18 protein-coding genes and 2 pseudogenes are annotated in these 25,286 nt (G+C 70.9%); 17 read left to right on the top strand and 3 right to left on the bottom strand.

Translation table 11 applies throughout. From position 1 onward, the window contains the following. The first annotated feature begins 83 nt into the window (after window positions 1-83). The 7 genes and pseudogenes from uvrC to RPX00_RS27390 all read left to right on the top strand — a co-directional run bounded on the left by uvrC (window position 84) and on the right by RPX00_RS27390 (window position 6,741). Window positions 84-2,120, top strand: a complete 2,037-nt coding sequence (uvrC, locus tag RPX00_RS27360) for an excinuclease ABC subunit UvrC (protein WP_406629605.1) — start codon at window positions 84-86, stop codon at window positions 2,118-2,120. 52 nt (window positions 2,121-2,172) lie between these two features. Further along, window positions 2,173-3,029, top strand: a pseudogene (gene rapZ / locus RPX00_RS27365) (RNase adapter RapZ). A 1-nt stretch (window position 3,030) separates the two neighbouring features. Continuing rightward, complete coding sequence (gene yvcK, locus RPX00_RS27370; protein ID WP_406643110.1) at window positions 3,031-3,993, top strand: uridine diphosphate-N-acetylglucosamine-binding protein YvcK; 963 nt, start codon at window positions 3,031-3,033, stop codon at window positions 3,991-3,993. A gap of 36 nt (window positions 3,994-4,029) precedes the next feature. After that, entirely contained in the window at window positions 4,030-5,019 is a 990-nt protein-coding gene (whiA, locus tag RPX00_RS27375) for a DNA-binding protein WhiA (RefSeq protein WP_093574335.1), read from the top strand. A gap of 749 nt (window positions 5,020-5,768) precedes the next feature. Beyond that, window positions 5,769-6,236 (top strand): LLM class flavin-dependent oxidoreductase, encoded by a 468-nt coding sequence (locus RPX00_RS27380; RefSeq protein ID WP_406629608.1) that lies wholly within the window; start codon window positions 5,769-5,771, stop codon window positions 6,234-6,236. A 2-nt stretch (window positions 6,237-6,238) separates the two neighbouring features. Next, window positions 6,239-6,430: pseudogene (locus RPX00_RS27385) on the top strand (LLM class flavin-dependent oxidoreductase); the annotation flags it as partial. A 92-nt stretch (window positions 6,431-6,522) separates the two neighbouring features. Then, window positions 6,523-6,741, top strand: coding sequence for a hypothetical protein (locus RPX00_RS27390; protein WP_406643341.1), 219 nt, complete (start codon window positions 6,523-6,525; stop codon window positions 6,739-6,741). 46 nt (window positions 6,742-6,787) lie between these two features. On the opposite strand, the gene RPX00_RS27395 is transcribed toward RPX00_RS27390, so the two are convergent. Together RPX00_RS27395 and RPX00_RS27400 are read right to left on the bottom strand one after the other, a co-directional pair. Then, window positions 6,788-8,863: a PQQ-dependent sugar dehydrogenase gene (locus tag RPX00_RS27395; protein ID WP_406629610.1), complete on the bottom strand. Its 2,076-nt coding sequence runs from the start codon at window positions 8,861-8,863 to the stop codon at window positions 6,788-6,790. Window positions 8,864-9,046: 183 nt separating this feature from the next. Further along, on the bottom strand, window positions 9,047-9,487 hold the full coding sequence (locus RPX00_RS27400; RefSeq protein ID WP_406629611.1) for a PPOX class F420-dependent oxidoreductase: 441 nt from the start codon (window positions 9,485-9,487) through the stop codon (window positions 9,047-9,049). 77 nt (window positions 9,488-9,564) lie between these two features. On the opposite strand from RPX00_RS27400, the gene RPX00_RS27405 reads away from it, so the two are divergent. From RPX00_RS27405 to RPX00_RS27415, 3 genes are read left to right on the top strand one after another with little or no spacing between them, the layout of a single operon-like run. Next, the gene (locus RPX00_RS27405; RefSeq protein ID WP_406643112.1) at window positions 9,565-11,028 is read left to right on the top strand and encodes a hypothetical protein; all 1,464 of its coding nucleotides are present in this window, start codon (window positions 9,565-9,567) and stop codon (window positions 11,026-11,028) included. After that, window positions 11,028-11,831 (top strand): hypothetical protein, encoded by an 804-nt coding sequence (locus tag RPX00_RS27410; protein WP_378309088.1) that lies wholly within the window; start codon window positions 11,028-11,030, stop codon window positions 11,829-11,831. The genes RPX00_RS27405 and RPX00_RS27410 overlap by 1 nt, the downstream gene beginning before the upstream one ends. A 12-nt stretch (window positions 11,832-11,843) precedes the next feature. Then, complete coding sequence (locus RPX00_RS27415) at window positions 11,844-16,310, top strand: hypothetical protein (protein ID WP_406629613.1); 4,467 nt, start codon at window positions 11,844-11,846, stop codon at window positions 16,308-16,310. 43 nt (window positions 16,311-16,353) lie between these two features. Here RPX00_RS27415 and RPX00_RS27420 read toward each other — a convergent pair whose 3' ends face one another. Beyond that, on the bottom strand, window positions 16,354-17,334 hold the full coding sequence (locus RPX00_RS27420; protein ID WP_406629615.1) for a YncE family protein: 981 nt from the start codon (window positions 17,332-17,334) through the stop codon (window positions 16,354-16,356). A 113-nt stretch (window positions 17,335-17,447) separates the two neighbouring features. Between RPX00_RS27420 and RPX00_RS27425 the strand changes: the two genes are divergently transcribed. The 7 genes from RPX00_RS27425 (at window position 17,448) to RPX00_RS27455 (ending at window position 24,539) form a co-directional block, all read left to right on the top strand. After that, window positions 17,448-18,344 (top strand): LysR family transcriptional regulator, encoded by an 897-nt coding sequence (locus RPX00_RS27425; RefSeq protein ID WP_406629617.1) that lies wholly within the window; start codon window positions 17,448-17,450, stop codon window positions 18,342-18,344. A gap of 48 nt (window positions 18,345-18,392) precedes the next feature. Continuing rightward, window positions 18,393-19,871, top strand: a complete 1,479-nt coding sequence (locus tag RPX00_RS27430) for a winged helix DNA-binding domain-containing protein (RefSeq protein WP_406629619.1) — start codon at window positions 18,393-18,395, stop codon at window positions 19,869-19,871. An 871-nt stretch (window positions 19,872-20,742) separates the two neighbouring features. Beyond that, window positions 20,743-21,744, top strand: coding sequence for a type I glyceraldehyde-3-phosphate dehydrogenase (gap, locus tag RPX00_RS27435; protein WP_182896131.1), 1,002 nt, complete (start codon window positions 20,743-20,745; stop codon window positions 21,742-21,744). Window positions 21,745-21,749: 5 nt separating this feature from the next. After that, window positions 21,750-22,964 carry a phosphoglycerate kinase gene (locus RPX00_RS27440; protein WP_406629621.1) on the top strand — a complete coding sequence of 405 codons (1,215 nt, stop codon included), beginning with the start codon at window positions 21,750-21,752 and terminating at the stop codon, window positions 22,962-22,964. Further along, the gene (gene tpiA, locus RPX00_RS27445; protein WP_406629623.1) at window positions 22,965-23,750 is read left to right on the top strand and encodes a triose-phosphate isomerase; all 786 of its coding nucleotides are present in this window, start codon (window positions 22,965-22,967) and stop codon (window positions 23,748-23,750) included. 137 nt (window positions 23,751-23,887) lie between these two features. Then, the gene (gene secG / locus RPX00_RS27450) at window positions 23,888-24,118 is read left to right on the top strand and encodes a preprotein translocase subunit SecG (RefSeq protein WP_033292761.1); all 231 of its coding nucleotides are present in this window, start codon (window positions 23,888-23,890) and stop codon (window positions 24,116-24,118) included. 76 nt (window positions 24,119-24,194) lie between these two features. Continuing rightward, a complete protein-coding gene (locus RPX00_RS27455; protein WP_009075886.1) occupies window positions 24,195-24,539 on the top strand; it encodes an RNA polymerase-binding protein RbpA in 345 nt (114 codons plus the stop codon). Window positions 24,540-25,286: the final 747 nt, after the last annotated feature.

Here is a 25,286-nt window from a genome sequence, read left to right on the forward strand (position 1 = left end):
CGCCGCCGCGGGCACCACGATCGATGCGCGGCCATTAAGGGGTCTCACGGAAACTGTCGGACCTTCGCCATACAGTGGGGCACGTGGCTGATCCGACCACCTACCGACCTCAGCCGGGGAGCATCCCGGACTCGCCTGGCGTCTACAAGTTCCGCGACGACGCCAAGCGAGTCATCTACGTCGGCAAAGCGAAGAGCCTGCGCAGCAGGCTCAACTCGTACTTCGCCGACCTGTCCGGCCTGCATCCGCGCACGCGGCAGATGGTCACCACGGCGGCGAGCGTCGAGTGGACCGTCGTCGGCACCGAGGTCGAGGCGCTCCAGCTGGAGTACAACTGGATCAAGGAGTTCGACCCCCGCTTCAACGTCCGCTACCGCGACGACAAGAGCTACCCGGTCCTCGCCGTCACGCTGAACGAGGAATTCCCCCGGCTGCACGTCTACCGCGGCGCGCGCAAGAAGGGCGTCCGCTACTTCGGCCCCTACTCGCACGCGTGGGCGATCCGCGAGACGCTCGACCTCCTGCTGCGGGTTTTCCCCGCCCGCACCTGTTCCGCCGGCGTCTTCCGGCGGCACGGCCAGATCGGGCGGCCCTGTCTGCTCGGCTACATCGACAAGTGCTCGGCCCCGTGCGTCGGCCGGGTGTCGGCGGACGAGCACCGGGCGATCGTCGAGGATTTCTGCGACTTCCTCGCCGGCCGCACGGACGCGATGGTGAAACGGCTCGAACGCGAGATGGCGCAGGCGTCCGAGGAGCTGGAGTTCGAGCGCGCCGCGCGGCTGCGGGACGATCTCGGCGCGCTGCGCCGCGCGATGGAAAAACAGGCCGTGGTGTTCGGCGACGGCACGGACGCGGATGTCGTCGCCTTCGCGCACGACGAACTCGAGGCCGCCGTCCAGGTGTTCCACGTGCGCGGCGGACGCGTGCGCGGGCAGCGCGGCTGGGTGATCGACAAGGCCGAGGAAATGGACGTGCCGGCGCTGGTCGACCACTTCCTCACCCAGTTCTACGGCGAGGAATCCGACCGCGTGGGCCGCGACGACGTCGAGGCCGGTCCGGTCGTCCCGCGCGAGGTGCTGGTGCCGGAGCTGCCCGCGGACGCCGACGCGGTCGCCGAGTGGCTGTCCGGCCTGCGCGGGTCGCGGGTGAAGCTGCGAGTGGCGCAGCGCGGCGACAAGAAGGCGCTCGCGGAAACGGTGGAGCGCAACGCGAAGGAAGCGTTCACCCAGCACAAACTGCGCCGCGCGGGCGATCTCACGGCCCGGTCCGCGGCGCTGCAGGAGCTTCAGGACTACCTCGCGCTCGACAGCGCGCCGCTGCGCATCGAATGCATCGACATCAGCCACATCCAGGGCAGCGACGTCGTGGCGTCGCTGGTGGTGTTCGAGGACGGGCTGCCGCGCAAGTCCGAGTACCGCAAGTTCGCGCTGCGCGAGGCGGCGACCGAGGGCGACGTCGCGTCCATCGCCGAGGTCGTGCGGCGGCGGTTCTACCGCTATCTCAAGGAGACTGCCGAAACCGCCGAAAACGCCGCGGAAACGGCGGAAGCCGCCGCGGACGGCTCCGATCCGGGAGACGAAGCGATCCAGCCGGTGCGCGCCGGGATCGACCCGGAAACCGGCCGCCCGCGCAAGTTCGCGTACCCGCCGAACCTGCTGGTCGTCGACGGCGCGGGCCCGCAGGCCACCGCGGCCGCGGACGTGCTCGCCGAACTGGGCATCACCGACATCGCCGTCGTCGGGCTCGCGAAGCGGCTCGAAGAGGTGTGGCTGCCCGGCGAACCGGACCCGATGATCCTGCCGCGCACGTCCGACGCGCTGTATCTGCTGCAGCGGCTGCGCGACGAGGCGCACCGGTTCGCCATCCGCTACCACCGCGAAAAGCGCGCGAAGCGCATGCAGGCGTCCGAATTGGACAGTGTGCCCGGACTCGGGCAGGCTCGGCGCACCGCGCTGATCAAGCACTTCGGCTCGGTGAAGAAGCTCAAACAGGCCCGGGTCGAGGACATCGAAGCGGTGCCCGGTTTCGGCAGGCGCACTGCCGAGGCCGTGGTGGCGGCACTGGCCGGGGAGACCGGCGCCGCGCAGCACGCAGTACCGGGAGGGGACCAGGGGTCGTGATCGGGAAGGAAGAAGCAACGTGAGTGCGGAAGAGGAACAGCGGGGCAGCGGGATGGAGGTCGCGGTCGTCAGCGGCCTGTCCGGCGCGGGCCGGTCCACGGCGGCCAAGTGCCTGGAGGACCTCGGCTGGTTCGTGGTCGACAACCTGCCGCCCGAGCTGATCGCCACGATGGTCGAACTCGGCGCGCAGGCGAGGGGGCGATCACGAAGGTGGCGGTGGTGATGGACGTGCGCTCGCGCGCGTTCACCGACGACCTCGCCTCGGTGATCAAGGACCTGGACGCGCGCGGGTACAAGCCGCGCGTGCTGTTCCTGGAGGCCACCGACGCGGTGCTGGTGCGCCGCTTCGAATCGGTCCGCCGCGGCCACCCGATGCAGGGCGACGGCAGGCTCGCCGACGGCATCACCGCCGAGCGCAAGCTGCTCTCGCCGCTGCGCGAGGAGGCCGACCTCGTCCTCGACACGTCCGCGCTGTCGGTGCACGACCTGCGCGCGAAGATCGAGGACGCGTTCGGGTCGGAGACCAGCACGCAGACCCGCGTCACCGTGCTGTCCTTCGGCTACAAGTACGGTTTGCCGATGGACGCCGACCTGGTGATGGACGTGCGGTTCCTGCCGAACCCGTTCTGGATCCCGGAGCTGCGCGAGCACACCGGCCTCGACGGCGAGGTGCGCAATTACGTGCTGTCGCAGGAGGGCGCCGAGGAATTCCTCGACCGCTACCACCAGCTGCTGCGGCTCATCGGCGCCGGCTACAAGCGCGAGGGCAAGCGGTACCTGACGCTCGCGGTCGGCTGCACCGGCGGCAAGCACCGCAGCGTCGCGATCTCCGAGGAACTCGCCCAGCGACTGTCCAATGAGGACGGCATGGCAGTAAAGGTGGTGCACCGGGATCTTGGCCGGGAGTGACGTGCGCGCGGTGGCGCTGGGCGGAGGACACGGGCTGCACGCGACGCTGACCGCGCTCCGGCGGATCACCCGCGCCGTCACGGCGGTGGTCACGGTGGCCGACGACGGCGGGTCGTCCGGCAGGCTGCGCCGGGAACTGGGGCTGCTGCCGCCGGGCGACCTGCGCCAGGCGTTCGCCGCGTTCGCCGCGGAGGACGGCGGGCGGCTGTGGGCCGAGGTGTTCCAGCACCGTTTCGGCGGCGACGGCGCGCTCGCCGGGCACGCCGTCGGCAACCTGCTGCTCGCCGGGCTGTTCGAGGTGCTCGGCGACCCGGTGGCCGCGCTCGACGAGGCGAGCAGGCTGATGGGCATCTCCGGCCGGGTGCTGCCGATGTCGCCCGAGCCGCTGGAGATCGAGGGCGAGGTCAGCGGGCTGGACAGCGAGGACCCGGACGCGATCCGGCGCATCCGCGGCCAGGTCGCGGTCGCCAGCACGCCCGGCCAGGTGCACCGCATCTCGCTGCACCCGGCGGGCCGCCAGGAACGCCCGCCGCGCGGGTGCGCGGAGGCGATCGAGGCGGTGCTGGCGGCGGACGTCGTCTTCCTCGGCCCCGGCTCGTGGTTCACCAGCGTGCTGCCGCATCTTCTCGTCCCGGACCTGCACGACGCGCTCGTGCGCACGACGGCGACGAAGGTCGTCGTGCTGAATTTGGTCCCCCAACCGGGGGAAACCGGCGGGTTCTCCCCGGAGCGGCACCTGGACGTACTCTTCGAGCACGCGCCCGCGCTGCGGGTCGACGCCGTGATCGCGGACGGTGATTCCGTCCCTGACCCGGCAAGCCTGCGCCGGGCGGCCGAACGCCTCGGCGGAAGGGCCTGCCTGGGGGCGGTGGCCGACCCGGTCGTGGCGGGGCGGCATGATCCTGGTGCGCTCGCACAGTGCATGCGAGAGGCACTAGGCCTCGGCGGGGAGCACTGTGGGTGACGGCGGGCGCGCAGCGAAAGGCAGGAGGGGCAGTACATGGCGATGACCGCCGCGGTGAAGGACGAACTGAGCCGGCTCGAGATCACGAAGATCGGGCCGCGCCGGGCGGAGGTCGCGTCGCTGCTTCGCTTCGCGGGCGGGCTGCACATCGTGGCCGGCCGGGTAGTGGTCGAGGCGGAGCTGGACACGGGTTCGGTCGCGCGGCGGCTGCGCAAGGAGATCCACGAGCTGTACGGACATCATTCGGACGTGCACGTGATCACCGCGAGCGGCGGCCTGCGCAAGGGCACGCGCTACGTCGTGCGCGTGGTGAAGGACGGCGAGGGCCTGGCGCGCCAGACGGGCTTGATCGACCAGCGCGGCCGCCCCGTGCGCGGCCTGCCTGCCGCAGTGGTGTCCGGCGGAGTGGCGGACGCCGAAGCAGCCTGGCGAGGCGCGTTCCTGGCCCACGGCTCGCTGACCGAACCGGGCCGCTCGTCGTCGCTGGAAGTGACCTGCCCCGGCCCGGAGGCCGCCCTGGCCCTGGTCGGCGCCGCGCGGCGGATGGGTATCCAGGCGAAGTCCCGCGAGGTCCGAGGCGCGGATCGGGTCGTGGTCCGCGACGGTGACGCCATCGGAGCCCTGCTGACCCGCCTCGGCGCGCACACGAGCGTGCTGCAGTGGGAAGAACGCCGGATGCGCCGGGAGGTCCGGGCGACCGCCAACCGCCTGGCCAACTTCGACGACGCCAACCTGCGCCGCTCGGCCCGCGCCGCCGTCGCCGCGGCCGCGAGGGTGGAGCGAGCCCTGGAGATCCTCGGCGACACGGCTCCGGACCACCTGCTGGCGGCGGGCCGCCTGCGGTTGTCGAACCGCCAGGCGTCGCTCGAGGAACTGGGCCAGCTGTCCGACCCGCAGATGACGAAAGACGCGGTAGCCGGCCGGATCCGGCGGCTGCTGGCGATGGCGGACAAGCGGGCGAAGGAGCTGAGCATCCCGGACACGGAATCCGCGGTGACCCCGGAAATGCTGGAGGAAGAAGCCTGACCACGGCTGCCGGGCGCGGCTTCGGGGGAGCGGCGGCTGGCTGGGCCGGTCGGGGTGAGTAGCGGCTGCCAGGTTCGGCCTGGGAATCGGTGGGCTGGGTTCGGTCTGGGGGCGTGGTCGCCGGGCTCGGCCATGGTGGATGCTGCCTGGCGGGGGAGTGGTGGCTGGGCTCGGTGTGGGCCTGGATGCAGTGGCTACCGGATTCGGCCGGGGCGAGGAGCAGCTGCAGGGCGAGTGGCGGCTGCCGGATCCCGGCTGGTGGAGCGGCTGGCCGGGTTCGGTTCGGGCGAGTGGCGGCCGTGGGGTCTGGGTCGGGGTGTGATTGCTGCCGGGCTCGGCGGGGGCGAGTAGCGGCTGCCAGATTCGGCCTGGCGGAGAATCGGCGGCGAGGCCCGGCCTGCGGAGTCGCGGCCGGAAGCCCGCGAGCGCCCTGGCTCTGCCAGGCCCGCGCGGTGAACTCCGGCTGAATGCGGGGACGAGTCTCGTGCGTGGTCATGCTGGCTAGAACCGGCATAACCACGCACTACGGCCCCGACGCCAGCCTGCCATCATCCGGCCTGCCTGCGGCGCACTCTCCGCCTGCGCCCGTACACCTCTCCTCGGCTTTGCCGCCCGCCGCTCCCGGCCCGAGCCCCAGCCCTCCCCGCCTGGCCACACCCCGCCGCCCGTCCACCGCCACCACCTTCGTCCACAGTGGACAGTGCGCAAATCACCCCCGCCACACCACCGGGTTCGCTACCGTGGGAGGCATGATCGATGTGCCGCTCTCCGCACTTGAACTCGCGCTCGTCGAAGCCGGGCAGTCGGCCACGGCGGCGCTCGAGCCGCTCTCCGCTGTCGCGACGCGGCTCGACGTCCTCGGCTACCACCGGCTCTGGTTCGCCGAACACCACGGTTCCCCGGCCATCGCCAGTGCCTCCCCGCAGGTGCTCGCCGCGCACGCGGGCGCGGTGACCTCGCGGGTGCGGGTCGGGTCCGGCGGGGTTCTCGCGCCGAACCACGCCCCGTTCACGCTGGCCGAGCAGTTCGGCACGCTGTCCGCGCTCAACGGCGGCCGGGTCGATCTCGGCGTGGGGCGCGGGCCGGGTGCGCTCGATCCGGACGTCATCCGGGCGTTGCGCCGGGGGCCGAACCGGCCGGGGAAGCCGATTACCACGCCGACATCGACGAGCTGCTCGGGTATCTCGGCAGCGACCAGGTGCTTCCCGGCGGGGTGACCGTGCCGGAGCCGTGGCTGCTCAGTTCCAGTCCGGCGGGGGCGGAGGTCGCCGCGGAGCGCGGGTTGCCGATCGCGTTCGCGCATCACATCCGGCCGGACAACACCGCGGCCTCGCTGGAGCGGTACCGGGAGAAGTTCCAGCCCTCGAAGTGGCGTTCCGAGCCGTACGTGCTGCTGTGCGTCGAGACGATCTGCGCGGACACCGAGGCGGAGGCCGAGCGGCTGTCCGGGCCGATGAACGTGCTCAAATCCCACCTGCTCGCCGGCGGCGGGGAGACCAGCCGATGCTCACGCCGGAGGAGGCCGCCGGGTACGAGTTCGCGCCGGAGATGCTGCCGCAGCTCGAACACTTCCGCGCGGCGCAGGCGTACGGCGAGCGGGAGCAGGTTCAGGCCCAGCTCGCGGAGCTGGCGAAGCAGACCGGTGCGGACGAAATCATGGTCACGGTCCCGGTCTTCGACGCGAAGGCGCGCATCCGCTGCTACGAACTGCTGAAAGAATGAAGGTGCGGCAGGGTGACCGGCGCCGCTCCGGTCACCCTGCCGCGGCTTATCCGGCGATCGCCGCGCCGGGGAACTTCAGCTGCACCACCACGTTGTCGATGGTGTCCGGCGTGCCGCCGAGCTTGTCGTTGTTCGTCGAGGTCACCCACAGGTGCCCGTCCGGCGTCTTGGTCACCGAGCGCAGCCGGCCCCAGCGGCCGGAGAACACCGCTGACACGTCGCCGATGCCGTCGCCCTTGATCTGCGTCGCGAACAGCTGCTTGCCGGTCACCGCCGCGATGTAGATCCAGTCGTTCACGATCTCGATGCCGGACGGCCCGGCCTGCGAGGTCGGCCACGTCTTCTTCGGCGCGATCGTCCCCTTGCAGTCGCCGATCGTGCCCTCGCAGGCCGACCAGCCGTAGTTGCCGCCCTTCTGGATCAGGTTCAGCTCGTCCTGGCTGCTCTCGCCGAACTCCGACGACCACAGCCGCCCCTGCGAATCCCAGGCGAGGCCCTGCGGGTTGCGGTGCCCGTAGCTCCAGACGTACCGCGCGTTGCCGCCGGTGGCGTAGAACGGGTTGTCGCTCGGCGCGGAACCGTCCGGGTTGAGCCGCAGGATCTTGCCGTTGAGCGAACTCTTGTTCTGCGCGTTGGCCTTGACCTTCGCGTCGCCGACGGTGGCGTACAGCTTGCCGTCCGGCCCGAACGCGATCCGGCCGCCGTTGTGGTACTGGTTCTTCGCCATGCCGGTCAGCACCGGGGTGGTCGTCTTCGACAGCGTGGTGCCGTCGTAGGTGACCTTCACGATCCGGTTGTCGCTGGACGACGTGTGGTACAGGTACACCGCGTGGTCGGTGTTCCACTGCGGCGAGATCGCCAGGCCGAGCAGGCCGCCCTCGCCGTTCGTGGTGACCGCGCCGGGGATCTTGCCGAGCGTCGTCTTCTTGCCGTCCGGCGTGATCTGCAGCAGTTCGAACCGGTCCCGCTCGGTCACCAGCGCGTTGCCGTTCGGCAGGAAACCGACCGCCCAGCCGAGGTCGACCTTCGTGATGTCCTTGTCGTAGGACGGGATTCCGCCGCCGGCACCGGTGTTGCTGGTGGTCTTCGCGGTGACCGCGTTGCTAGCCGCGGAGGCGTTGCCGTTGGGGTCGCGCGCCTTCACGGTGAACGTGTAGGACGTGTTCGGCTTGAGGTCGGTGACCGTCGCCGAAGTCTGCGCGGTAGTCGAGACGACGGCACCGCCCTGGTACACGTCATAACCCGCGATGGAGCCGCTGTCGTCGGTGGAAGCCTTCCAGGACAACGAAATGCTGTCCGAAGTGCTGCCGGTCACCTTGAGCGAACCGGGCACGCTCGGCGGGGTTTTGTCGTCGCTGGGCGGGGTTTTCACGCCGACGACGTTGCTCGGCTGGGACGGGTTGCCCGCCGCGTCGTAGGCGATCACCGAGATGTCGTACGACGTGTTCGGCGTCAGCTGGTCGACGGTCGCCGAGGTGGTCTTGCCGTCCACGACCTTGAGCGTGTTGCCGCCGCGGTTGATCTCGTACCGCGTGACGCCGACGTTGTCCGTCGCCGCGTCCCAGCGGAAATCGGCGGCGGTGGGCCGGATGTTCGACGCCTGGAAGTTCTTCGGCGGCGTCGGCGGTTCGCTGTCGGCCGGTGCGGAGAAGCTGTCGGTGATCTTGTCGGTGTTCGGGCCGCCGTTCGCGGACGCCGACACGGTGCGCACGTGGTTGACGCCCGCGGTGAGCTGAACCTTCGCGGTGACGGTCTTCCACGTCGTCCAGGAACCCGTGCCGGGGAAGGAAACCGTGCCCTTGTCGCCGCCGTCGACCACGAGCTTCATCGGCCGGTCGTCGGCGGTTCCGTTGGCGTAGCGGAAAGTCAGCGTGTGCGTGCCGGCCTGTGCCGCGTCGACCGAGTAGTCGGCGTAGCTGCCGACGAGGTTGTCGAAGTCCACGAAACCCTTGCCGGAGTAGCCGGAGTGGTTCGTGGCGATCTTGGCCTGGGAGAGCGTCGCGTTCTCGGACTCGTAATCCCCGGTCGCCGCGGTCGCGGTCACGGGGGTCAGCAGTGCGCAGCCGAGCGCGGTCGCCGCGGTACCGGCGAACAGCGCGCTCAACGTCGAGCGTCGTGCCACGGGGGCCTCCTGCTTGAGGGGGATCGGGGCGGCGGCGGGGAACTGCACGGTCTTCGTTAGGAAAGTTTCCTATTTATCGGGACAGATCACACACCCTGGACCGGGGTGGTGTCAATAGTGCGATCGCGGCATTACGCTCCGCAGCCGTTGCCGCGGAGCGTAATGCCGAAAAGAACCAGCGGATCAGAAGCCGGCGATGTCCGCCCGCGCGATCACCTTCGTGATCCTCGCCCGGACGAGGGATTCTTCCGGGACGGCATTGCGCTCGCCGTAGGCCGGGCCGTTCTCCTCGCCCATGTACCGCGCGCCGAGCCGGGTGGCCCACTCCAGCATTTCGTCCAGGTCGTGGTGCAGTTCCGCCTCGGCGGTGAACTGGACGTACGAGAACGGCGGCCGCTGGTCGTCCACGGCGAGCGAGATCCGCGCGTCGCGGCGCAGGGCCTTGCCTTTCAGCGTGTCCGTGCCGGTGGTGAAGATCAGCTCGTCGCCGTTCGGGCCCTCGTTCAGCAGGAACCACACCGGCGTCACGACCGGGGCCCCGTTGGTCCGCACGATCCCCAGCATCCCGGTCCGCGTGCCCTCGCTCGCGAACTTCCACCACTCCGCCCTGCTCATCTCGCGCATGCCGGCCACGCTAGCCGTCCGCCTGTGCGGGCGCCTGGGCAGGCCGACTAGCCTGACCTGCTGTGCGATACGACGAGATGGGCGCCGCTGGGCTCGCCGACGAGGGGCTGACCCGTCGGCTGAAGGCGCTCGCCTGCACCGCGCCGTTGCACGACCTCGACGCGCGCAAGGCGAAGCTCGACTGGGCCGACGCCACGGTGTACCAGATGGCCGAGATCGCGCTGCACACGATCGACCAGGTCACCATCGCGATGGACTTCGACACCGGGGCCGGCCACGACCAGGTCATCGACCGGCTGCTGCCGTTCATCTCGCTGCAGGCCCCGTCGCGGATGCCGGACGAGCACGTGCGCGTGGCCAAGTGGGTGCTGGACAACCTGATCAACGTCGGCACCACCGACCGCGGCTTCCGGCGCGTCTACGGTTCGCTCGGCCCCGGCGGCTACCAGCGCCGCCAGTTCGACTTCAAGCTGCTGGTCGAGCTGGCCGCCCCGGACGGCGAGGTGTACCTGCGCGCCACCGACGAGGCGATCAACGTGCTGGTCGGAGCGCTGGACACGGACGTCGAGTCGGCGCAGATCGCGGCCGAGGTGAAGCTGGAGAACCTGATCAACCGCGGCCGCCTGGCCGACGCGAAGCTCGCCGCGGAGCAGGCGCGCTACCGCACCGTGCAGTACGGCGAGACGCTGCGCGCGAAGCTCGACGCCACTCGTCGCGACGTGCGTGCGGTCGACTGGGAGCAGGAGGTGCCGGAGCTGATCGAGTCGGCGCTCGGGCACATCGAGTCCCGGTTCCGCGCGGAGAACGCGATCCTCAAGAACATCACCACCGCGCGCGACGAATCCGAGGACGCCGACCACAAACGCCGCGCGGCCGAACTGGTCGACATCGTCGCCGACTGCATCCGGCGGCACACCCGGCTCCAGTCGCGGCTGGCCGACGCGGGTGCGGTCTTCCGTGCCGAACAGGACCGCCAGCAGTTCTCCGGGCCGCCGCAGCGGGCGACGATCGACCTGTTCGGCCAGCTCCTGATGCCGACGCTCGGGCTGCCGCTCGCCGATGCGACCGCGCCCGCCGAGCACTTCTTCCACGCCGTCGCCGGCATCACGACGCCGGTCGTGCCGTCGCTGTCCTCGCTGGTGTCGCTGCTGCTGCGGCCCGCCCCGGAGCGCGACCAGCTGGTCGGCGAGGTGCCGGAGCCGGAGCTGGTGCCCGCCGAGGTGACCGACCGGTTCGGCGACGACGTGTGGCGCCTCGCCGACGAACTGCTCGACCTGCCCGACGTGCCGCGCCGGCTGTCCGGGCTGCTGGAGGACGCGCGCCGCTCCGGGCAGCCGAACCTGGCGTCCCTGGTCGCGCTGCGTGCGCTGCACGCCTACAGTCCCGAGGTCGGCGCGGCGCGCCGGCAGGGGGAACGCCACGTGCTGCTCGCCGTCGACGACGGCACCCTGCTCGACGACCCGGACTTCGGCGGGGCCGATCTCCTGCTGTCCACCGCGGCGGTCGAACGAGCGGACGACGAGACCGAGGAGGTCGCCTGATGCCCGTGACGCACACGAGCGTCGACGCCGAGGCCGCCGCGCGCCTCGTCGCGTTCGGGATGCGCCCGAAGCAACTGCCCGCCCGCGACGTCGTGTACGGCGAGCTGGTGCGCCGGTACGGCGAGGACAACGCGTTCAAGGCGCTCACCCACTCCGTCGCCTCCGGGCTCGGGCTGATGGTGCTGGAGGTGACGCAGCAGGCCGGGTGCGTGCTCGCGGCCACCGACGAGTCCGTCTTCGAGATCAAGATGGACAGCTACGCCCGGCAGGCCAAGATCCGTGAGCGGCGCGAGACGGAAAAGGTGCTGCACGGCCTGATCCACCTCGCGACGGCCGCGCTCGGCTATCCGCGGCCGGACGACCTGGCCAACGACACCTACATCGGCCGCGTGAGCGTGGAGCAGGTCGACGCGATGGTCCGCGAAGCGGCGCGCGTGCTCGACGAGCGCGCGCAGTTGGCCGAGGCGAACAACGACCCGCTGGCGGACGCGCCGGAGCTGGAACAGGCGTGGCGCGCGTACGCCCGCCGTCCGGCCGCCGCGGCGACGAAGGACGGCCGGATGGCGGCCGACACCACGCGCGGCATGGTGTCGCGGGCGCTGCGATTCCTTGCCGACCAAGGCTTTCTGGTGCCGGTGAGCGACGAACAGGGCGGCACTTACCGCACCACGCCGCGGTATCAGATCCAGGTGCGCGAGCTGGCCGCGGACGCCGCGTTCGACGACCTGCTCGCGCTCGACGTCGTCGCGGTCGCCGGGGCCGGGGGAACGCTGCGCGCGACGGCCTCGGACACGCTGCAGTAAGAGGGGACAGGGATGTACGAGCTTTCGCGGGTCCGCCTGCATTCGGTGGGCCCGGCGGGCGCCCGGTACCAGGACGTGGTGCTGGACTTCAGCGGCGTCGGGGCCACGATCACCGCGCCGAAGCAGGACGCGCTGTTCTCCGCGGGCATCCACGCCGGCGGCCCGGTGCGCCGCCCGTCGCCGGCGAGCGTGCTGTTCCTGGAGAACGGCGGCGGCAAGTCCGTGCTGATCAAGCTGATCTTCTCGGTGATGCTGCCCGGGCGGCGCCAGGTCGTCGGCACCACGAGCACGAAGGTGCTGGAGAAGTTCGTGACGGCCAAGGACGTCGCGCACGTGGTGCTGGAGTGGCTGCACGTCGAGACCGGGCAGCGGGTGATCACCGGCAAGGTGTCGGAGTGGCGCGGGCACGTGACGTCCGCGGACTCGGAGAACCTGGTCGACTCCTGGTACTGCTTCCGCCCGACCGCCGACGTCGCCCTCGATTCGCTGCCGCTGACCGAGGACGGCAGGCTGCTCACGATGTCCGGGTTCCACGACCGGATCGCGGGCGCGGCGATGGCCGAACCGGAGCTGGAGCTGTTCTGGACGCGCCGGCACCACGAGTGGACCGGGCGGCTCGACCAGCTCGGCCTGGACACCGAGCTGTTCCGCTACCAGCGCGCGATGAACGCGGGCGAGGGCGAGGCGGCCGACGCGTTCCAGTTCTCCACCGACGAGGCGTTCGTGGAGTTCTTGCTGCGCGCGGTGCTGTCCGAGGACGAGCCGAAGGACCTCGCCGAGGTCGTGTCGACGTACGCGAACAACCTCGCGCAGCGCGGCGATCTGATGGCGGAGAAGGAGTTCGTCGAGGGCGCGCTGGAGCTTCTGGGGCCGCTGGCCGAGGAGGAAGGCGTGGCCGCGGCGTCGCGCCGGATCGCCGAATCGGCGCGCGCGGACCTCGGCGAGCTGGCCGGGCGGATCCACGCGCGCAACGAGCTGGAGAACGCGCGGCTGTCCGGGCTGGAGGAGCACGTCGAGGAGGTGCGGACCGCGGAGAAGCTCGCCGAGGGCGACCATCGGCGGCTCACCGCGGGTGTCACCGAACTGCGGCGGCTGGTCGCGGTGCTGCGGTTGGAAGAAGCGCAGATCGAGCGCGAGCGGGTCGACGGCGAGCTGGCTGAAGCGAAGACGCAAGCTGAGGCGTGGCGCGAAACCGCGACTGTGCTGAACCGGTTGAACGCCGCGCGCAAGGCGAAAGACCTGCGTGAGCTGGTCGGAAACCGGGAAGAGAAGGCGAAACCGGCGTTGGCCGCGCGGGATGCGGCGGCGGCAGCGTTGGGGCGCGGGTTGCTTTCGCTGGCGCGGGATGCGCAGCGGCAGGCGGACAAAGCCGAGGCGCACGCGGACGCCTTGCGCGCCGAAGCGGAGAAAGCGCAGACCGAACGGGATGAGGCGGCGAACCTGGCTGCCGGCCGTCGGGCTGAGGCGCGCGGACTGTCGTCGCGGATCGCTGAGCTGCGCGAGGAAATCTCCGAATCCGTCCGAAGTGGACTGTTGGCCTCTGGTGCGGATGTCGCCGAGGCGGCCCGGTCGGCGCGGGCGGAAGCGGAGGCCGCGGCGGCGGAATCCGTTCGCCGGGAACAGGAACTCGACCGGGTCGGCGAGGATCTGCAAGCGGCGCAGCGTTCGGTGAACGAGGCGCACCAGCTCGCCGGGTCCACTCAGGACCGGCTCGTCCGGGCCGCGGAAGACCTCGACCGCGCGCACCGGCGGACCGACGCGCTGGCCGCCGAACCGCGGCTGATGGAGCTGCTCGGCGCGGACGACGTCAAGCTGGAGAGCGATCTTCCGGTCCTGCTGCAGCGATTGCGCGACGCGAGCGCGGCGGTGGAGAAGGAACAGACCGCGCTGCGGATGGAGGAGTCGGCCGACGAGCGGGCGCTGGCCGCGCTCGGGTCGGGCGGGCTGCTGCCGCCACCGGAAGACGTCCAGGCCGCGCTGGACGCGTTGGAGCAGGCCGGAATCACCGCGTGGTCGGGCTGGCGCTATCTGTCCAAACTGGACTCAGTGCGGCGCGACGAAGTGCTGGAACGCATGCCGCAGCTCGTCGCCGGGGTGCTGCTGAACGACGCGGGACAGGTCAAGCGGGCGCGGGAAGTGCTGGCGGCTTCCCGGCTGCTGCCGAGTGCGGTGATCGCGGTCGGGACCACGGACGCGTTCCAGAAGGACGGCCCGGCCGCGGCGGGCGTCGAGTTCCTCGTGCCGCCGAACCCGGCGATGTACGACGAGGAAGCCGCCGACACCGAGCGGGAAGCCGTGGCGCAACGGCACGCCGAGCGGCAGCGTCGGCTGGAGCAGCTGTCGGAGTCGCTGGCTAACGACGGCGCGTTGACGTGGAAGCTCACCACCTGGCGCGAGGACTACCCGGCGGGTGCCATCGGGACGCTCGCGGAGCAGGCCGAAAGCGCTCGCGTCGCCCGGGAGACCGCGCAGACCGCGCTCGCGCAGGCCGAGGCGGAATTCGCCCGATTGAGCGAAAAAGCCGCTGCGCTGCGGGAACGAGTCCCGGCGTTGCGGATCGCTGCCGCGGAAGCCGAGGAGAAGGCGCGTCGGCTCGGCGAGCTGTCCGCCCGGGCGGCGCGCGTCGCGGAATGGACCGAAGAAGTCGAGCGGGCCACGGAAATCGCGGAACGCGCGGAGACGTCGGCGGCCGAGGCGTCGGCCCGGGCGGCGCGGTTGCGCGAACAGGCGGCGGAGGAGCAGCGGACCGCGGACGGGCACCGCCGCACCGTCACCACCGCGCGGTCCGAGCTGGCCGAAGTGCCGGGCGCGGCCGAGTTGCCAGAGGACGTCGAAGCGCCTTCCGAACCGGTGGACGCGTTGCGGCGCACCTTCGCGTCCGCGTCCGAGGCGTACGCGAAGGTCGAGGTCGGCAGCGATCTCCGGGCCGAGCTGGAGCAGGCGGAATCCGCCGAGGCGGCGGCGTCGTCTGCTTTGGAAGCGTTGGACGAAGAGGTCCGCGTGCGCGCGGCGACGCTGCTGGAGACGCCGGACGGTTCGGATGCCTCCGCGCGGGCGGCGGCGCTGGCGCGGGCGCGGCGAGTCGTCGACGCGCTGGAAGAGGAACGCACCGAAGCGATCGGCCAGGTGTCGACGCGGCGGGCCGAGCTGGACGTGCTGCCGTTGCAGACCGGGGTCGCGTCGCCGGCCGAGCGGCCGCGCGACATCGAACACGGCCTGGAGCTGATCGACGCGGCCTCGCTGGAGGTGTCCGCGGCCGCCAGGAAGTGGGAAGAGCTGCAGGAGCGCCGGGCTGCGGCGGAAGCGACGCTGGACGCGGGCAAGGCTTCGGCGTCCGGCTTCGGGCTGCTGTCGGAATCGTTGGCGCACTTGCGCTCGGAGGAGCCCGCGGACGCCTACGACGGCGACGTCGAGTCCGCGCGGACCCGGTACAACCAGCTCAACACCGTCCTGAACGACGCGCAGTCGGCCGCCGATTCCGGCGACCGGCGGGTGCGCGCGGCGGCGGACCAGCTGGCGCAGTACGCGACCGAGAAGCGGTTCGAGAAGCTCAGCACCCCCGTGCGGCAGCAGGTGATTTCCGTGAAGCGGGACCAGCTTCCCGCGCACGCGGCGGAATGGAGCGAGGCGCTGCGCCCCCGGCTGCGGACCCTCACCGACGACCTCGCGCAGATCGACCGGCACCGCGGCGGCATCATCACGCGGCTGCAGGGCATGGTCGAGGGAGCGTTGCGCACCCTGCGCTCGGCGCAGCGGGTGTCGCGGCTGCCGGACGGGCTCGGCGACTGGTCCGGGCAGGAGTTCCTGCGGATCCGGTTCACCGAGCTGGAAGACCACGTGCTGGCGGAAAAACTGGGCGAGGTCGTCGACGAGGCGGCCGCGGGCAAGACCGCCGACGGCCGCGACGTGAAGCGCGACGGGCTGTCGCTGGTGCTGCGCGGCGTGCACGTGGCCGCGCCCAAGGGGTACCGGGTCGACATGCTCAAACCGGACTCCGTGCTGCGCACCGAACGCCAGCGGGTGTCCGAAATCCGCGACGTGTTCTCCGGCGGCCAGCAGCTGACCGCGGCGATCATCCTGTACTGCACGCTGGCGGCGTTGCGGGCCAACAACCGCGGCAAGGCGCGCAACCGGCATTCCGGCGTGCTGTTCCTGGACAACCCGATCGGCCGGGCGTCGGCCGGGTACCTGCTGGAGCTGCAGCGGGCCGTCGCGGAGGCGCTGGGCGTGCAGCTGATCTACACGACGGGCCTGTTCGACGCGGGCGCGCTGGCGGAGTTCCCGCTGATCGTGCGGCTGCGCAACGACGCGGACCTGCGCGCCGGGCGGAAGTACCTGTCGGTGGACGCGACGATCCGGAACTCCCTCGACGATCTCGGCGACCCGGACGGCGTGGCCCGGCTCTCGGCGACGCGGATGTTCAGCCGCACCTCTGCGGCGGAACCGGCGGATGTGGCGGAGGAAGAGCAACCCGCCTGACGGGCTGGCTGGCGCGCGGTCTCGCACCGCGCGCCCAGCCCAGTCAGGCGACGGGTACGTACGCCAGCCCGTGTCCGCCCGGTGCCCCGGCCGTTTTCGTGTCCAATGTGGTCACCAGCGTCCGGGTCTCGAGGTCGATCACCTCCACCGCGGATGAACCCGCTCCGGACACGAAGGCGACCCGACCGTCCGGATCGGACAGAATGGCCAGCGGGAACTCGGTTTTCAGCTCCATGGACCCGAGGAATTCGTTGCTGGTCGCGGAAAACGCCAGCAGCCGCCCGCCCAGCTCGGCGGCCAGCACCTCGCCGGACGTCGTGCAATGGATCGGCAGCACCGGACGTTCCGTCGGCAGCAAGGTTTCGGGCGCCCCGGTGACCGCGTCGAACACCCGGACCCCAGGCGTCGCACGGACCGGTTCGGTGCCGTTGTCCAGATAAGGCGTCGCGACATACAGCTGTTTCCCGTCCCGGGAAATCCCCAGCCCTTCGCTGCCCGGAACGGAAATCCGCTCGACCTCACCGCTGTCGAGATCCACAAAGGACACAAACGGGGCTTCCTTGTTGGTCACGAACCCGCGCCGCCCGTCCGGACTGATCGCCGCCCAATGCGGCCCCGGTGCCCCGGTCGCGAGATGCCGCACCGGCCGTCGCGTCGCGGTGTCGACCACCACGAGCCCGCCTTCGCCGCCCGGACCGGCCTCGACGGTGACGTAGAGCAGCCCGCGCATCGGATCGATCGCCAGCCCGTGCGGCGCGTGGTACGGCGAGAGGTCGACGACCTCCACGATCTCGCGCGAATCCGGATCGATCGCGGTCAGCTCGGTCGCCCGTTCGCCGTGGCGGTGATAGGCGCCGTCGCGGTACGCACTCGCACTCCAGACGACGCGGTGGACGGGGTCGAAGCAGAGGTCGTGCGGCTGCGCGGGCACTTCGACGGTGCCGAGATGCTTCCCGGACCCGACGTCGAAAAAGGCGACCGCCGGCCCCTTCGCTCCCGCGACCGCGAGTATTGCTTCCTGCATGGTTGTTCTCCTCTGTTGGCTTACCTGATCCACTCTGGGCGGCCGCGGATTGCGCGTCGATGCAAGAATCGGCACGGAATTCTTCCGCTGAACGCAAACCTTCCGGGACGGTCATGGACCTCAACCTCTTGCGCGTGCTGGACGCGCTGCTGCAGGAAGGCAGCGTCACGCGCGCCGCGGCCAGACTGGGCAGCTCGCCCGCCGCGGTGAGCCGCACCCTTGCCAAACTGCGTCGCGCCGCCGGCGACCCGCTCCTGGTGCGCGCGGGCCAAGGCCTGGTCCCGACCCCGCGCGCCCTGGAGTTGAAGGACGAAGTAGCCACCCTGGTGCACCGCGCCGACCGCATCCTGGGCCCCGGCCCCGGCTTCACCCCCGCCGACCTGCGCCGCACCTTCACCGTCCAAGCCGCCGACCTGGTCGTGAGCGGTTTAGCCGGCGCCCTGACCGCCCGCCTCCGCGCCGAAGCCCCGCACGTCGAGGTCATCTTCCTGCCGGAGTCCACAGAGGACAGCGGGGCATTGCGCGACGGCTGGGTAGACCTGGAAATCGGCGCCGCCGGCCATCACGACCCGGAAACCCGCACCGAACCGCTGGTGCGCACAACGGTGCTAGGCGTTGCGCGACAAGGGAATCCCCTCTTCGCCGCGTCTGTAAGTCCTGCCCGCTTCGCCGCCGCCGAACACATCGGCATCTCCCGCCGAGGCAAACAACAAGGCCCGATCGACACCGCCCTCGCACAGCTAGGCCTGCACCGCCGAGTCGCCGCGGTCGTCCCCGGCCACCCGAGCGCCCTTGTCCTGGCGAGCGAAAGCGACCTGGTGACCATCGGCGTCGCCGGCTGGCTGGACTCGTTCCTGACCGCGCTGAGCCTGCGCACCTTCCCGATTCCGCTTGACCTGCCACCCGTCGAACTGGGCCTGGCCTGGCACCCCCGCACCGCCGCCGACCCGGCTCAGCTCTGGTTCCGACACCTGGTGCGCTCCGCCATGCTCGCGAGTTCTCCCACCTGACCAGCGCTAACGCGGTTTCTGTCGGACCCTCCTGGTAGAAATCGAGCCGTGAAGATGACCCTCGCCCAACGCCGAGCCCGCCTCGGCGTACGCCACCACCTCGCGGCCCGGGCGACGACCGTCGAGCAAGCAGTCGACGGCGTCGTCGCACTGCACGCCACCGATCCGGCTTCGGTGTACCTGTCCGCATGGTCGCGCGTGCGCGCAGTTTCCGTTGCCGACGTCGAAGATGCCCTGTACTCCCGACGCACCCTCTTACGCCTGTTAGGCATGCGGCGCACGATGTTCGTCACTGATGTTGCTACTGCGGGTTTGGTGCAAGCTGCGTGTTCCTACGACATCGCCGCCCGCCAACGCCGCCTGCTGGAAAAGCACCTGGGCACCCAAGGCCATCCGGAAAATGTCCCGCGCCCCGGCGAATGGCTGGACGAGGTCATGGCGAGCGTCGAGAAAGCCTTGCGCGCCAGAGGATCGGCAACCGCCCAGCAACTGGCGGACGACGAGCCGCGCCTGCGCCAGCAACTGCTGATGGCTAAGGGGAAGCCGTACGAGTCGATCGGCAACGTCACCAGCCGGGTGCTGTTCCAGCTGGCCGCAGAGGGCCACATCGTGCGCGGGCGACCACGGGGGAGTTGGCAGAGCACGCAGTACCACTGGTCCCCGCTGACTGATTGGCTGGCGGGAAGTGCTGCTGGGACAGAGCGCGGGGAGCTGGGTGCTGTCGGTGATTCGAGCCGTTCTGGGCTGGGCGTCGCTGGGGAGCTAGGTCGTGGGGAGCTGGGTGCTATCGGTGATTCGGTCCGTTCTGGGCTGGGTGCTGTCGGGGAGCCAGGCCGCGCGGTGCCAGGTGCTGTCGGTGATTCGGGTCGTTCTGGGCCGGGTGCCGCCGGGGAGCCAGGCCGGTCGGGCGGCGGTGTCGTCGGCAAACCAGATCCCTCGGGTGTCGGTGTCGTCGGCACACCAGGCCGCTCCGATCCCAGCCCCTCCGACTGGCCAGGCCTCCCGGAAGACGAAGCCCGAGCCGCATTAGCCCGGCGCTGGCTCCACGCCTTTGGCCCCGCCCCGGTCGCCGACCTCCGCTGGTGGACCGGCTGGACCGCGGGCCAGACAAAGAAAGCGCTGACCGCCGTCGCCCCCGCCGAGGTCGACCTGGACGGCGAAACCGCGATCGCCCTGCCCGGCGACCTGGCCCCGGTAGCCGCTCCCGCCCCGTGGGTCGCCCTGCTCCCGGCGCTGGACCCGACCGCGATGGGCTGGCAGTCCCGGGATTGGTACGTCGGCCCGCACCGCGCCGCCTTGTTCGACCGCAGCGGCAACATCGGCCCGACAGTCTGGAGCGACGGCCGGATCGTCGGAGCCTGGGCCCAGCGCCCGTCGGGAGAAGTCGCGGTGCGCCTGCTGGAGGACATCGGCACCGAGAAGACCGCCGCGGTGGACGCCGAGGCCGCCCGCCTGAGCGAATGGCTGGGGGAGGCCCGGGTAGTGCCGAAATTCCGGACCCCGGCGGAGAAGGAGCTGGCTGGATAGCTGCCTCCGCGAGCGGCGCGGGACGGCGGTGGATCCACGCTCCCGCCCGCGGCGCCAGCCTGCTCGGCTCGTTTTGCCGCGAACGTGCGTGCCGTGGCTTCCCGCCCAGCCGAGTCTCGCTCGCCGCGCCGTCGCCCCGGAGTTGCGGCTTCCCGGTGCGGTGGACTTCGGACGGGTGCCACCCGCCCTGTGCCCGCGCGTGACTGACGTGCCGTGGCCTCCCGTCACGGTTGACGTCGGACAGGTGCCGTCCGCGCGCGAACCGGCGCATCGCGGCTTTCCGGCGCAACTGATCTCAGCCAGGCCCTGTTCGCCTGCGAACTCGCGTTTCGTGGCTGCTCGGCGTGACTGGCCTCAGACAGGTGCCGCTCCGCTCGCCGTCCGCAGAACCCGCCTGCCGAAGCCTCCCGCCTCTGGTCTGGCCCCGCTTGCTTTGCCGTCGCGCCCGAACTCGCCGCCCAGGCCGACCCCCGCCCGCCGACCCCGCCAACGCCGCCAACCCCGCCGGGCCGACCCCGCTCGAGCCCGTCTCCGGCCAGGACCACCGTCCCGACAGCGTGAACCGGGGCACCAAGACCGATCAAGCCACTGGTCCGGTCCCGCCCCCGGCGCTCGGGGGAGCGCCCGCCCCGTTTCCGGCCCTCACCCGGCTGAGCTGGGTTCTTAATCGATTCTTGACGTCTCCCGGCAGTGGTGGAAGTCTCGTCAGGGCAGTCCGGGGCGACGGGGCCCGCACGCTAGGGTTGCACCGATTCCGGAAGTCGCAGAAGTCTTCCGGGGCGGGCGCCCCGGGGAACTTCCGCAGTGACCAACTTCAGCGGTCGGCGGCCGGTGCGCCGCCGCCGTGATCAACACCAGAGGAGTGGCAGCAGTGACCGTTCGCGTAGGTGTCAACGGCTTCGGCCGGATCGGCCGCAACTTCTTCCGTGCCGTGAAGGCGAGCGGTCACGACATCGAGGTCGTCGCGTTCAACGACCTCGGCGACGTCGCCACCATGGCCCACCTGCTCAAGTACGACTCGATCCTCGGCCGCTTCCCGGGCGAGGTCAGCGTCAGCGACGAGGGCATCGTCGTCGACGGCAAGACCATCAAGGCCCTCGCCGAGCGCGACCCGGCCAACCTGCCCTGGGGCGACCTGGGCGTGGACGTCGTCGTCGAGTCGACCGGCTTCTTCACCAACGCCGACGCCGCCAAGGCGCACATCGCCGGCGGCGCGAAGAAGGTCATCATCTCCGCGCCCGCCAAGGGCGAGGACCTGACCGTCGTCCTCGGCGTCAACGACGACAAGTACGACGGCTCGCAGACGATCATCTCGAACGCGTCCTGCACCACCAACTGCCTCGGCCCGCTGGCCAAGGTCCTCAACGACGCCTTCGGCATCGAGCAGGGCCTGATGACCACGATCCACGCCTACACGCAGGACCAGAACCTGCAGGACGGCCCGCACAAGGACCTGCGCCGCGCCCGCGCCGCCGCCCTGAACGTCGTCCCGGCCTCGACCGGCGCGGCCAAGGCGATCGGCCTCGTGCTGCCGGAGCTGCTCGGCAAGCTGGACGGCTACGCGCTGCGCGTCCCGGTCCCGACCGGCTCGGCCACCGACCTCACCGTCACCCTCAAGAAGTCCGCCACGGTCGACGAGATCAACGCCGCCTACAAGGCCGCCGCCGAGGGCCCGCTGGCCGGCATCCTGAAGTACTCGGTCGACCCGATCGTGTCCTCGGACATCGTCACCGACCCGGCGTCGTGCATCTACGACTCGCCGCTCACCAAGGTGATCGGCAACCAGGTCAAGGTCGTCGGCTGGTACGACAACGAGTGGGGCTACTCCAACCGCCTCGCCGACCTGATCAAGCTCGTCGGCTCGAAGCTCTGAGCCGGATGAGCGTCAAGAACCTCGAAGACCTGCTGGGCGAGGGCGTTCAGGGCCGCTACGTGCTGGTGCGCAGCGACCTGAACGTCCCGCTCGACGGGTCGGCCATCACCGACGACGGCCGGGTCCGGGCCGCGCTGCCGACGATCAAGAAGCTCGCCGGCGCGGGCGCGAAGGTCGTCGTCACCGCGCACCTCGGCCGCCCCAAGGGCGAGCCGGACCCGAAGTTCACGCTCGCGCCGGTCGCGAAGCGCCTGGGCGAGCTGCTCGGCTCCGAGGTCCCGCTGGCCGGCGACCTCGTCGGCGAGTCGGCGAAGGCGCTGACGGCCGGGCTGGCCGACGGCAGCGTCGTCTTGCTGGAGAACGTGCGCTTCGACGCGCGCGAGACCAGCAAGGACGCGGTCGACCGGTCCGAGCTGGCGGCCGAGCTGGCCGCGCTGACGCCGGGCGGGGCGTTCGTCTCCGACGGCTTCGGCGTCGTGCACCGCAAGCAGGCCTCGGTCTACGAGATCGCCGCGGTGCTCCCGGCGTACGCGGGCGGCCTCGTGCTGGCCGAGCTGGACGTGCTGAAGAAGCTCACCGACGACGTCAAGCGGCCGTACGTGGTCGCGCTCGGCGGCTCGAAGGTGTCCGACAAGCTCGGCGTCATCGCGAACCTGCTCACCAAGGTCGACCGGCTGCTCATCGGCGGCGGCATGGCGTACACGTTCCTCAAGGCCAAGGGCTACGAGGTCGGCACGTCGCTGCTGCAGGAGGACCAGCTGGACCAGGTCAAGGGCTTCCTCGCCGAGGCGGAGAAGCGCGGCGTCGAACTGGTGCTGCCGGTCGACGTGCTGGCCGCTGAAGGCTTCGCCGCCGACGCGGCGCACGAGGCCGTCGACGTCACCGCCATCCCGGCCGGCCGCATGGGCCTGGACATCGGCCCGCGCAGCGCCGAGCTGTTCGCGCAGAAGCTCGCCGACGCGGCGACCGTCTTCTGGAACGGCCCGATGGGCGTCTTCGAGTTCGAAGCGTTCGCCGGCGGCACCCGCGCGGTGGCCGAGGCGCTCGTGAAGAGCGACGCGTTCACCGTGGTCGGCGGCGGGGATTCGGCCGCCGCGGTGCGGCAGCTGGGCCTTCCCGAGGACGGCTTCTCGCACATCTCCACCGGCGGCGGCGCTTCGCTGGAGTACCTGGAAGGCAAGGAGCTGCCCGGCGTGGCGGCGCTGGAGGGGAAGAACTAAGTGGCACGCAAGCCCCTGGTGGCAGGCAACTGGAAGATGAACCTCAACCACCTCGAGGCCATCGCCCTGGTGCAGAAGATCGCCTTCGCGCTGCCGGAGAAGTACTACGCGAAGGTGGACGTGGCCGTGCTGCCGCCGTTCACCGACATCCGCAGCGTGCAGACGCTCGTCGACGCCGACAAGCTCTCCCTCACCTACGGCGCGCAGGACCTGTCGCCGCAGGACTCGGGCGCCTTCACCGGCGACATCTCCGGCCCGATGCTGGCGAAGCTGGGCTGCAGCTTCGTCACCGTCGGCCACTCGGAGCGCCGCGCGATCCACGGCGAGACCGACGAGATCGTCAACAAGAAGGTCAAGGCCGCGCTCAAGCACGGGATCACGCCGATCCTGTGCGTGGGCGAGGAACTCGAGATCCGCGAGGCGGGCGAGCACCTCGAGCACACCCGCAACCAGCTCGTCGAGGCGCTCAAGGGCCTCAAGGCCGAGCAGGTGCAGTCGATCGTGATCGCGTACGAGCCGGTGTGGGCCATCGGCACCGGCAAGGTCGCGACCGCCGCCGACGCCGAAGAGGTCTGCAAATCCCTGCGCGGGACGCTGTCGGAGAAGTACGGCGACGAGGTCGCCACGGCGGTCCGGGTGCTCTACGGCGGCTCGGTGAAGTCCGGGAACGTCTCCGAGCTGGTGGCCGCGGACAACATCGACGGCGCGCTGGTCGGCGGTGCGAGCCTGGACGGCGAGGAGTTCACCAAGCTCTGCGCGCTCGCCGCCGGTGGCCCGCTGCCCTGATCGTGGGCACTACCGGGTAGCCTGTGTGTTCGGTCCGTCACTAGAGCAGTGGACGAGTCCAGGGGTACGGTGAAGATCCGCACGCTGGTGCGGGTCCGGCCGTACCCCTGCATGCTCCGACAAGCACAGAGGATGACATGAAGCTGTTCCTGCAAATCCTGTTGATCGCCTCCAGCGTTCTGCTGGTGGTGGCCGTGCTGCTGCACCGCGGCCGGGGCGGCGGCCTGTCGTCGCTGTTCGGCGGGGGGATGCAGTCGAGTCTCGCGGGGTCCAGCGTCGCCGAGAAGAACCTCGACCGGATCACGCTGCTGCTCGGAGCCATCTGGCTGATCAGCATCGTGGGTCTCGGCCTCCTGCTCAAGGTCTGACCGGGTCCCCGGAAGGGGACTTGCGATCGGCGTGCCTATTGGGGGGCGCGCCGCCGATTCCAACGGGTGAGGATTCATGGTTGGCGGTAACGCGATTCGCGGCACCCGCGTGGGTGCCGGTCCTTCGGGCGAATCGGAGCGGGGTGAATCGGCGCCACGGCGCCGGGTGTCGTATTGGTGCGCGAACGGGCACGAAGCTCGCCCGTCGTTCGCGATGGACGCGGAAATCCCCGACGAATGGGACTGCCCGCGCTGCGGGCTCCCGGGCGGTCAGGACGAGCAGAACCCGCCCGCCGCGCCTCGTACCGAGCCGTACAAGACGCATCTGGCTTACGTGAAGGAACGCCGCAGCGACGCCGACGGCGAGGCCATCCTCGCCGAAGCGCTCGAGCGCCTCCGCCAGCGCCGCGAATTGATCTGAGGCACGGCTTCTCCGGGACCACCGGCTTCCCGCCCGCGAGGGCGAGGGCCGGTGGTTTTTTAGTTCCCGGGGCGGGGCGAGAGGCCGGAGCCGCAGTGGTCCCGGGTGGTCTGGACCTGGGTGCCTCAGATCGGCGGAGACGCTCCTGATCGGACGGCGGGCTCCCGGGGGCCGCCCGGAGGGTCGCGGCTTGTGAGGAGAGGTCTGGACCTCCGCGCGGCCGTTCGCGGGCTCGGCGCAGGGGCGATTCCGGCCGGTCGGGTTCAGGTGGCGGGTTCTGGGGTGCCGCCCGGACTGTCGCGGCTTGTGAGGAGAGGTCTGGACCTCCGCGCGGCCGTTCGCGGACTCGGCGCGGGGTGCGATCTCGGCCGGTCCGGTTCGGACGCCGGGTCGACGGTGCCGTCCCGGCTCGCGGATTCTTGACCGGTCCAGACCAATCTTGGCCTCGGTCCGATAGCGACTGAGGTCCGGCTGCGGTGGCCCTTCGGTGCGGTTTGCCGCCGAGTCGCGCGGTGCCGCGACAATTCGCCCGGACAGGGCAGGGCGGCGGTGATTTCCCGGTGGTCTGGACCGGCACCGGACCGCGCGGAGTGCTCGAAAATGCGGTGCGGGCAGAGACCTTGACCGGTCCAGACCAATCTTGGCCCCGGTCCGATAGTGACAGCGGCCAAGCTGCGCTGCCCTCCGGTGCGGTTTGCCGCCGAGCCGCGCGGTGCCGCGACAATCCGTCCGGACTGGGCGGGACGG

Origin of the sequence: Amycolatopsis sp. WGS_07, assembly GCF_045278895.1 — a bacterium.
In the GTDB taxonomy this organism is placed as follows: domain Bacteria; phylum Actinomycetota; class Actinomycetes; order Mycobacteriales; family Pseudonocardiaceae; genus Amycolatopsis.

Coding starts and splice junctions, on each gene's coding strand:
- RPX00_RS27425 (WP_406629617.1), top strand. CDS start 17,448: ATGGACCTCAACCTCTTGCGCGTGCTGGACGCGCTGCTGCAGGAAGGC.
- RPX00_RS27390 (WP_406643341.1), top strand. CDS start 6,523: ATGCTCACGCCGGAGGAGGCCGCCGGGTACGAGTTCGCGCCGGAGATG.
- RPX00_RS27440 (WP_406629621.1), top strand. CDS start 21,750: ATGAGCGTCAAGAACCTCGAAGACCTGCTGGGCGAGGGCGTTCAGGGC.
- RPX00_RS27455 (WP_009075886.1), top strand. CDS start 24,195: ATGGTTGGCGGTAACGCGATTCGCGGCACCCGCGTGGGTGCCGGTCCT.
- RPX00_RS27420 (WP_406629615.1), bottom strand. CDS start 17,334: ATGCAGGAAGCAATACTCGCGGTCGCGGGAGCGAAGGGGCCGGCGGTC.
- RPX00_RS27415 (WP_406629613.1), top strand. CDS start 11,844: ATGTACGAGCTTTCGCGGGTCCGCCTGCATTCGGTGGGCCCGGCGGGC.
- RPX00_RS27400 (WP_406629611.1), bottom strand. CDS start 9,487: ATGCGCGAGATGAGCAGGGCGGAGTGGTGGAAGTTCGCGAGCGAGGGC.
- whiA (WP_093574335.1), top strand. CDS start 4,030: ATGGCGATGACCGCCGCGGTGAAGGACGAACTGAGCCGGCTCGAGATC.
- secG (WP_033292761.1), top strand. CDS start 23,888: ATGAAGCTGTTCCTGCAAATCCTGTTGATCGCCTCCAGCGTTCTGCTG.
- RPX00_RS27380 (WP_406629608.1), top strand. CDS start 5,769: ATGATCGATGTGCCGCTCTCCGCACTTGAACTCGCGCTCGTCGAAGCC.
- RPX00_RS27410 (WP_378309088.1), top strand. CDS start 11,028: ATGCCCGTGACGCACACGAGCGTCGACGCCGAGGCCGCCGCGCGCCTC.
- RPX00_RS27405 (WP_406643112.1), top strand. CDS start 9,565: ATGGGCGCCGCTGGGCTCGCCGACGAGGGGCTGACCCGTCGGCTGAAG.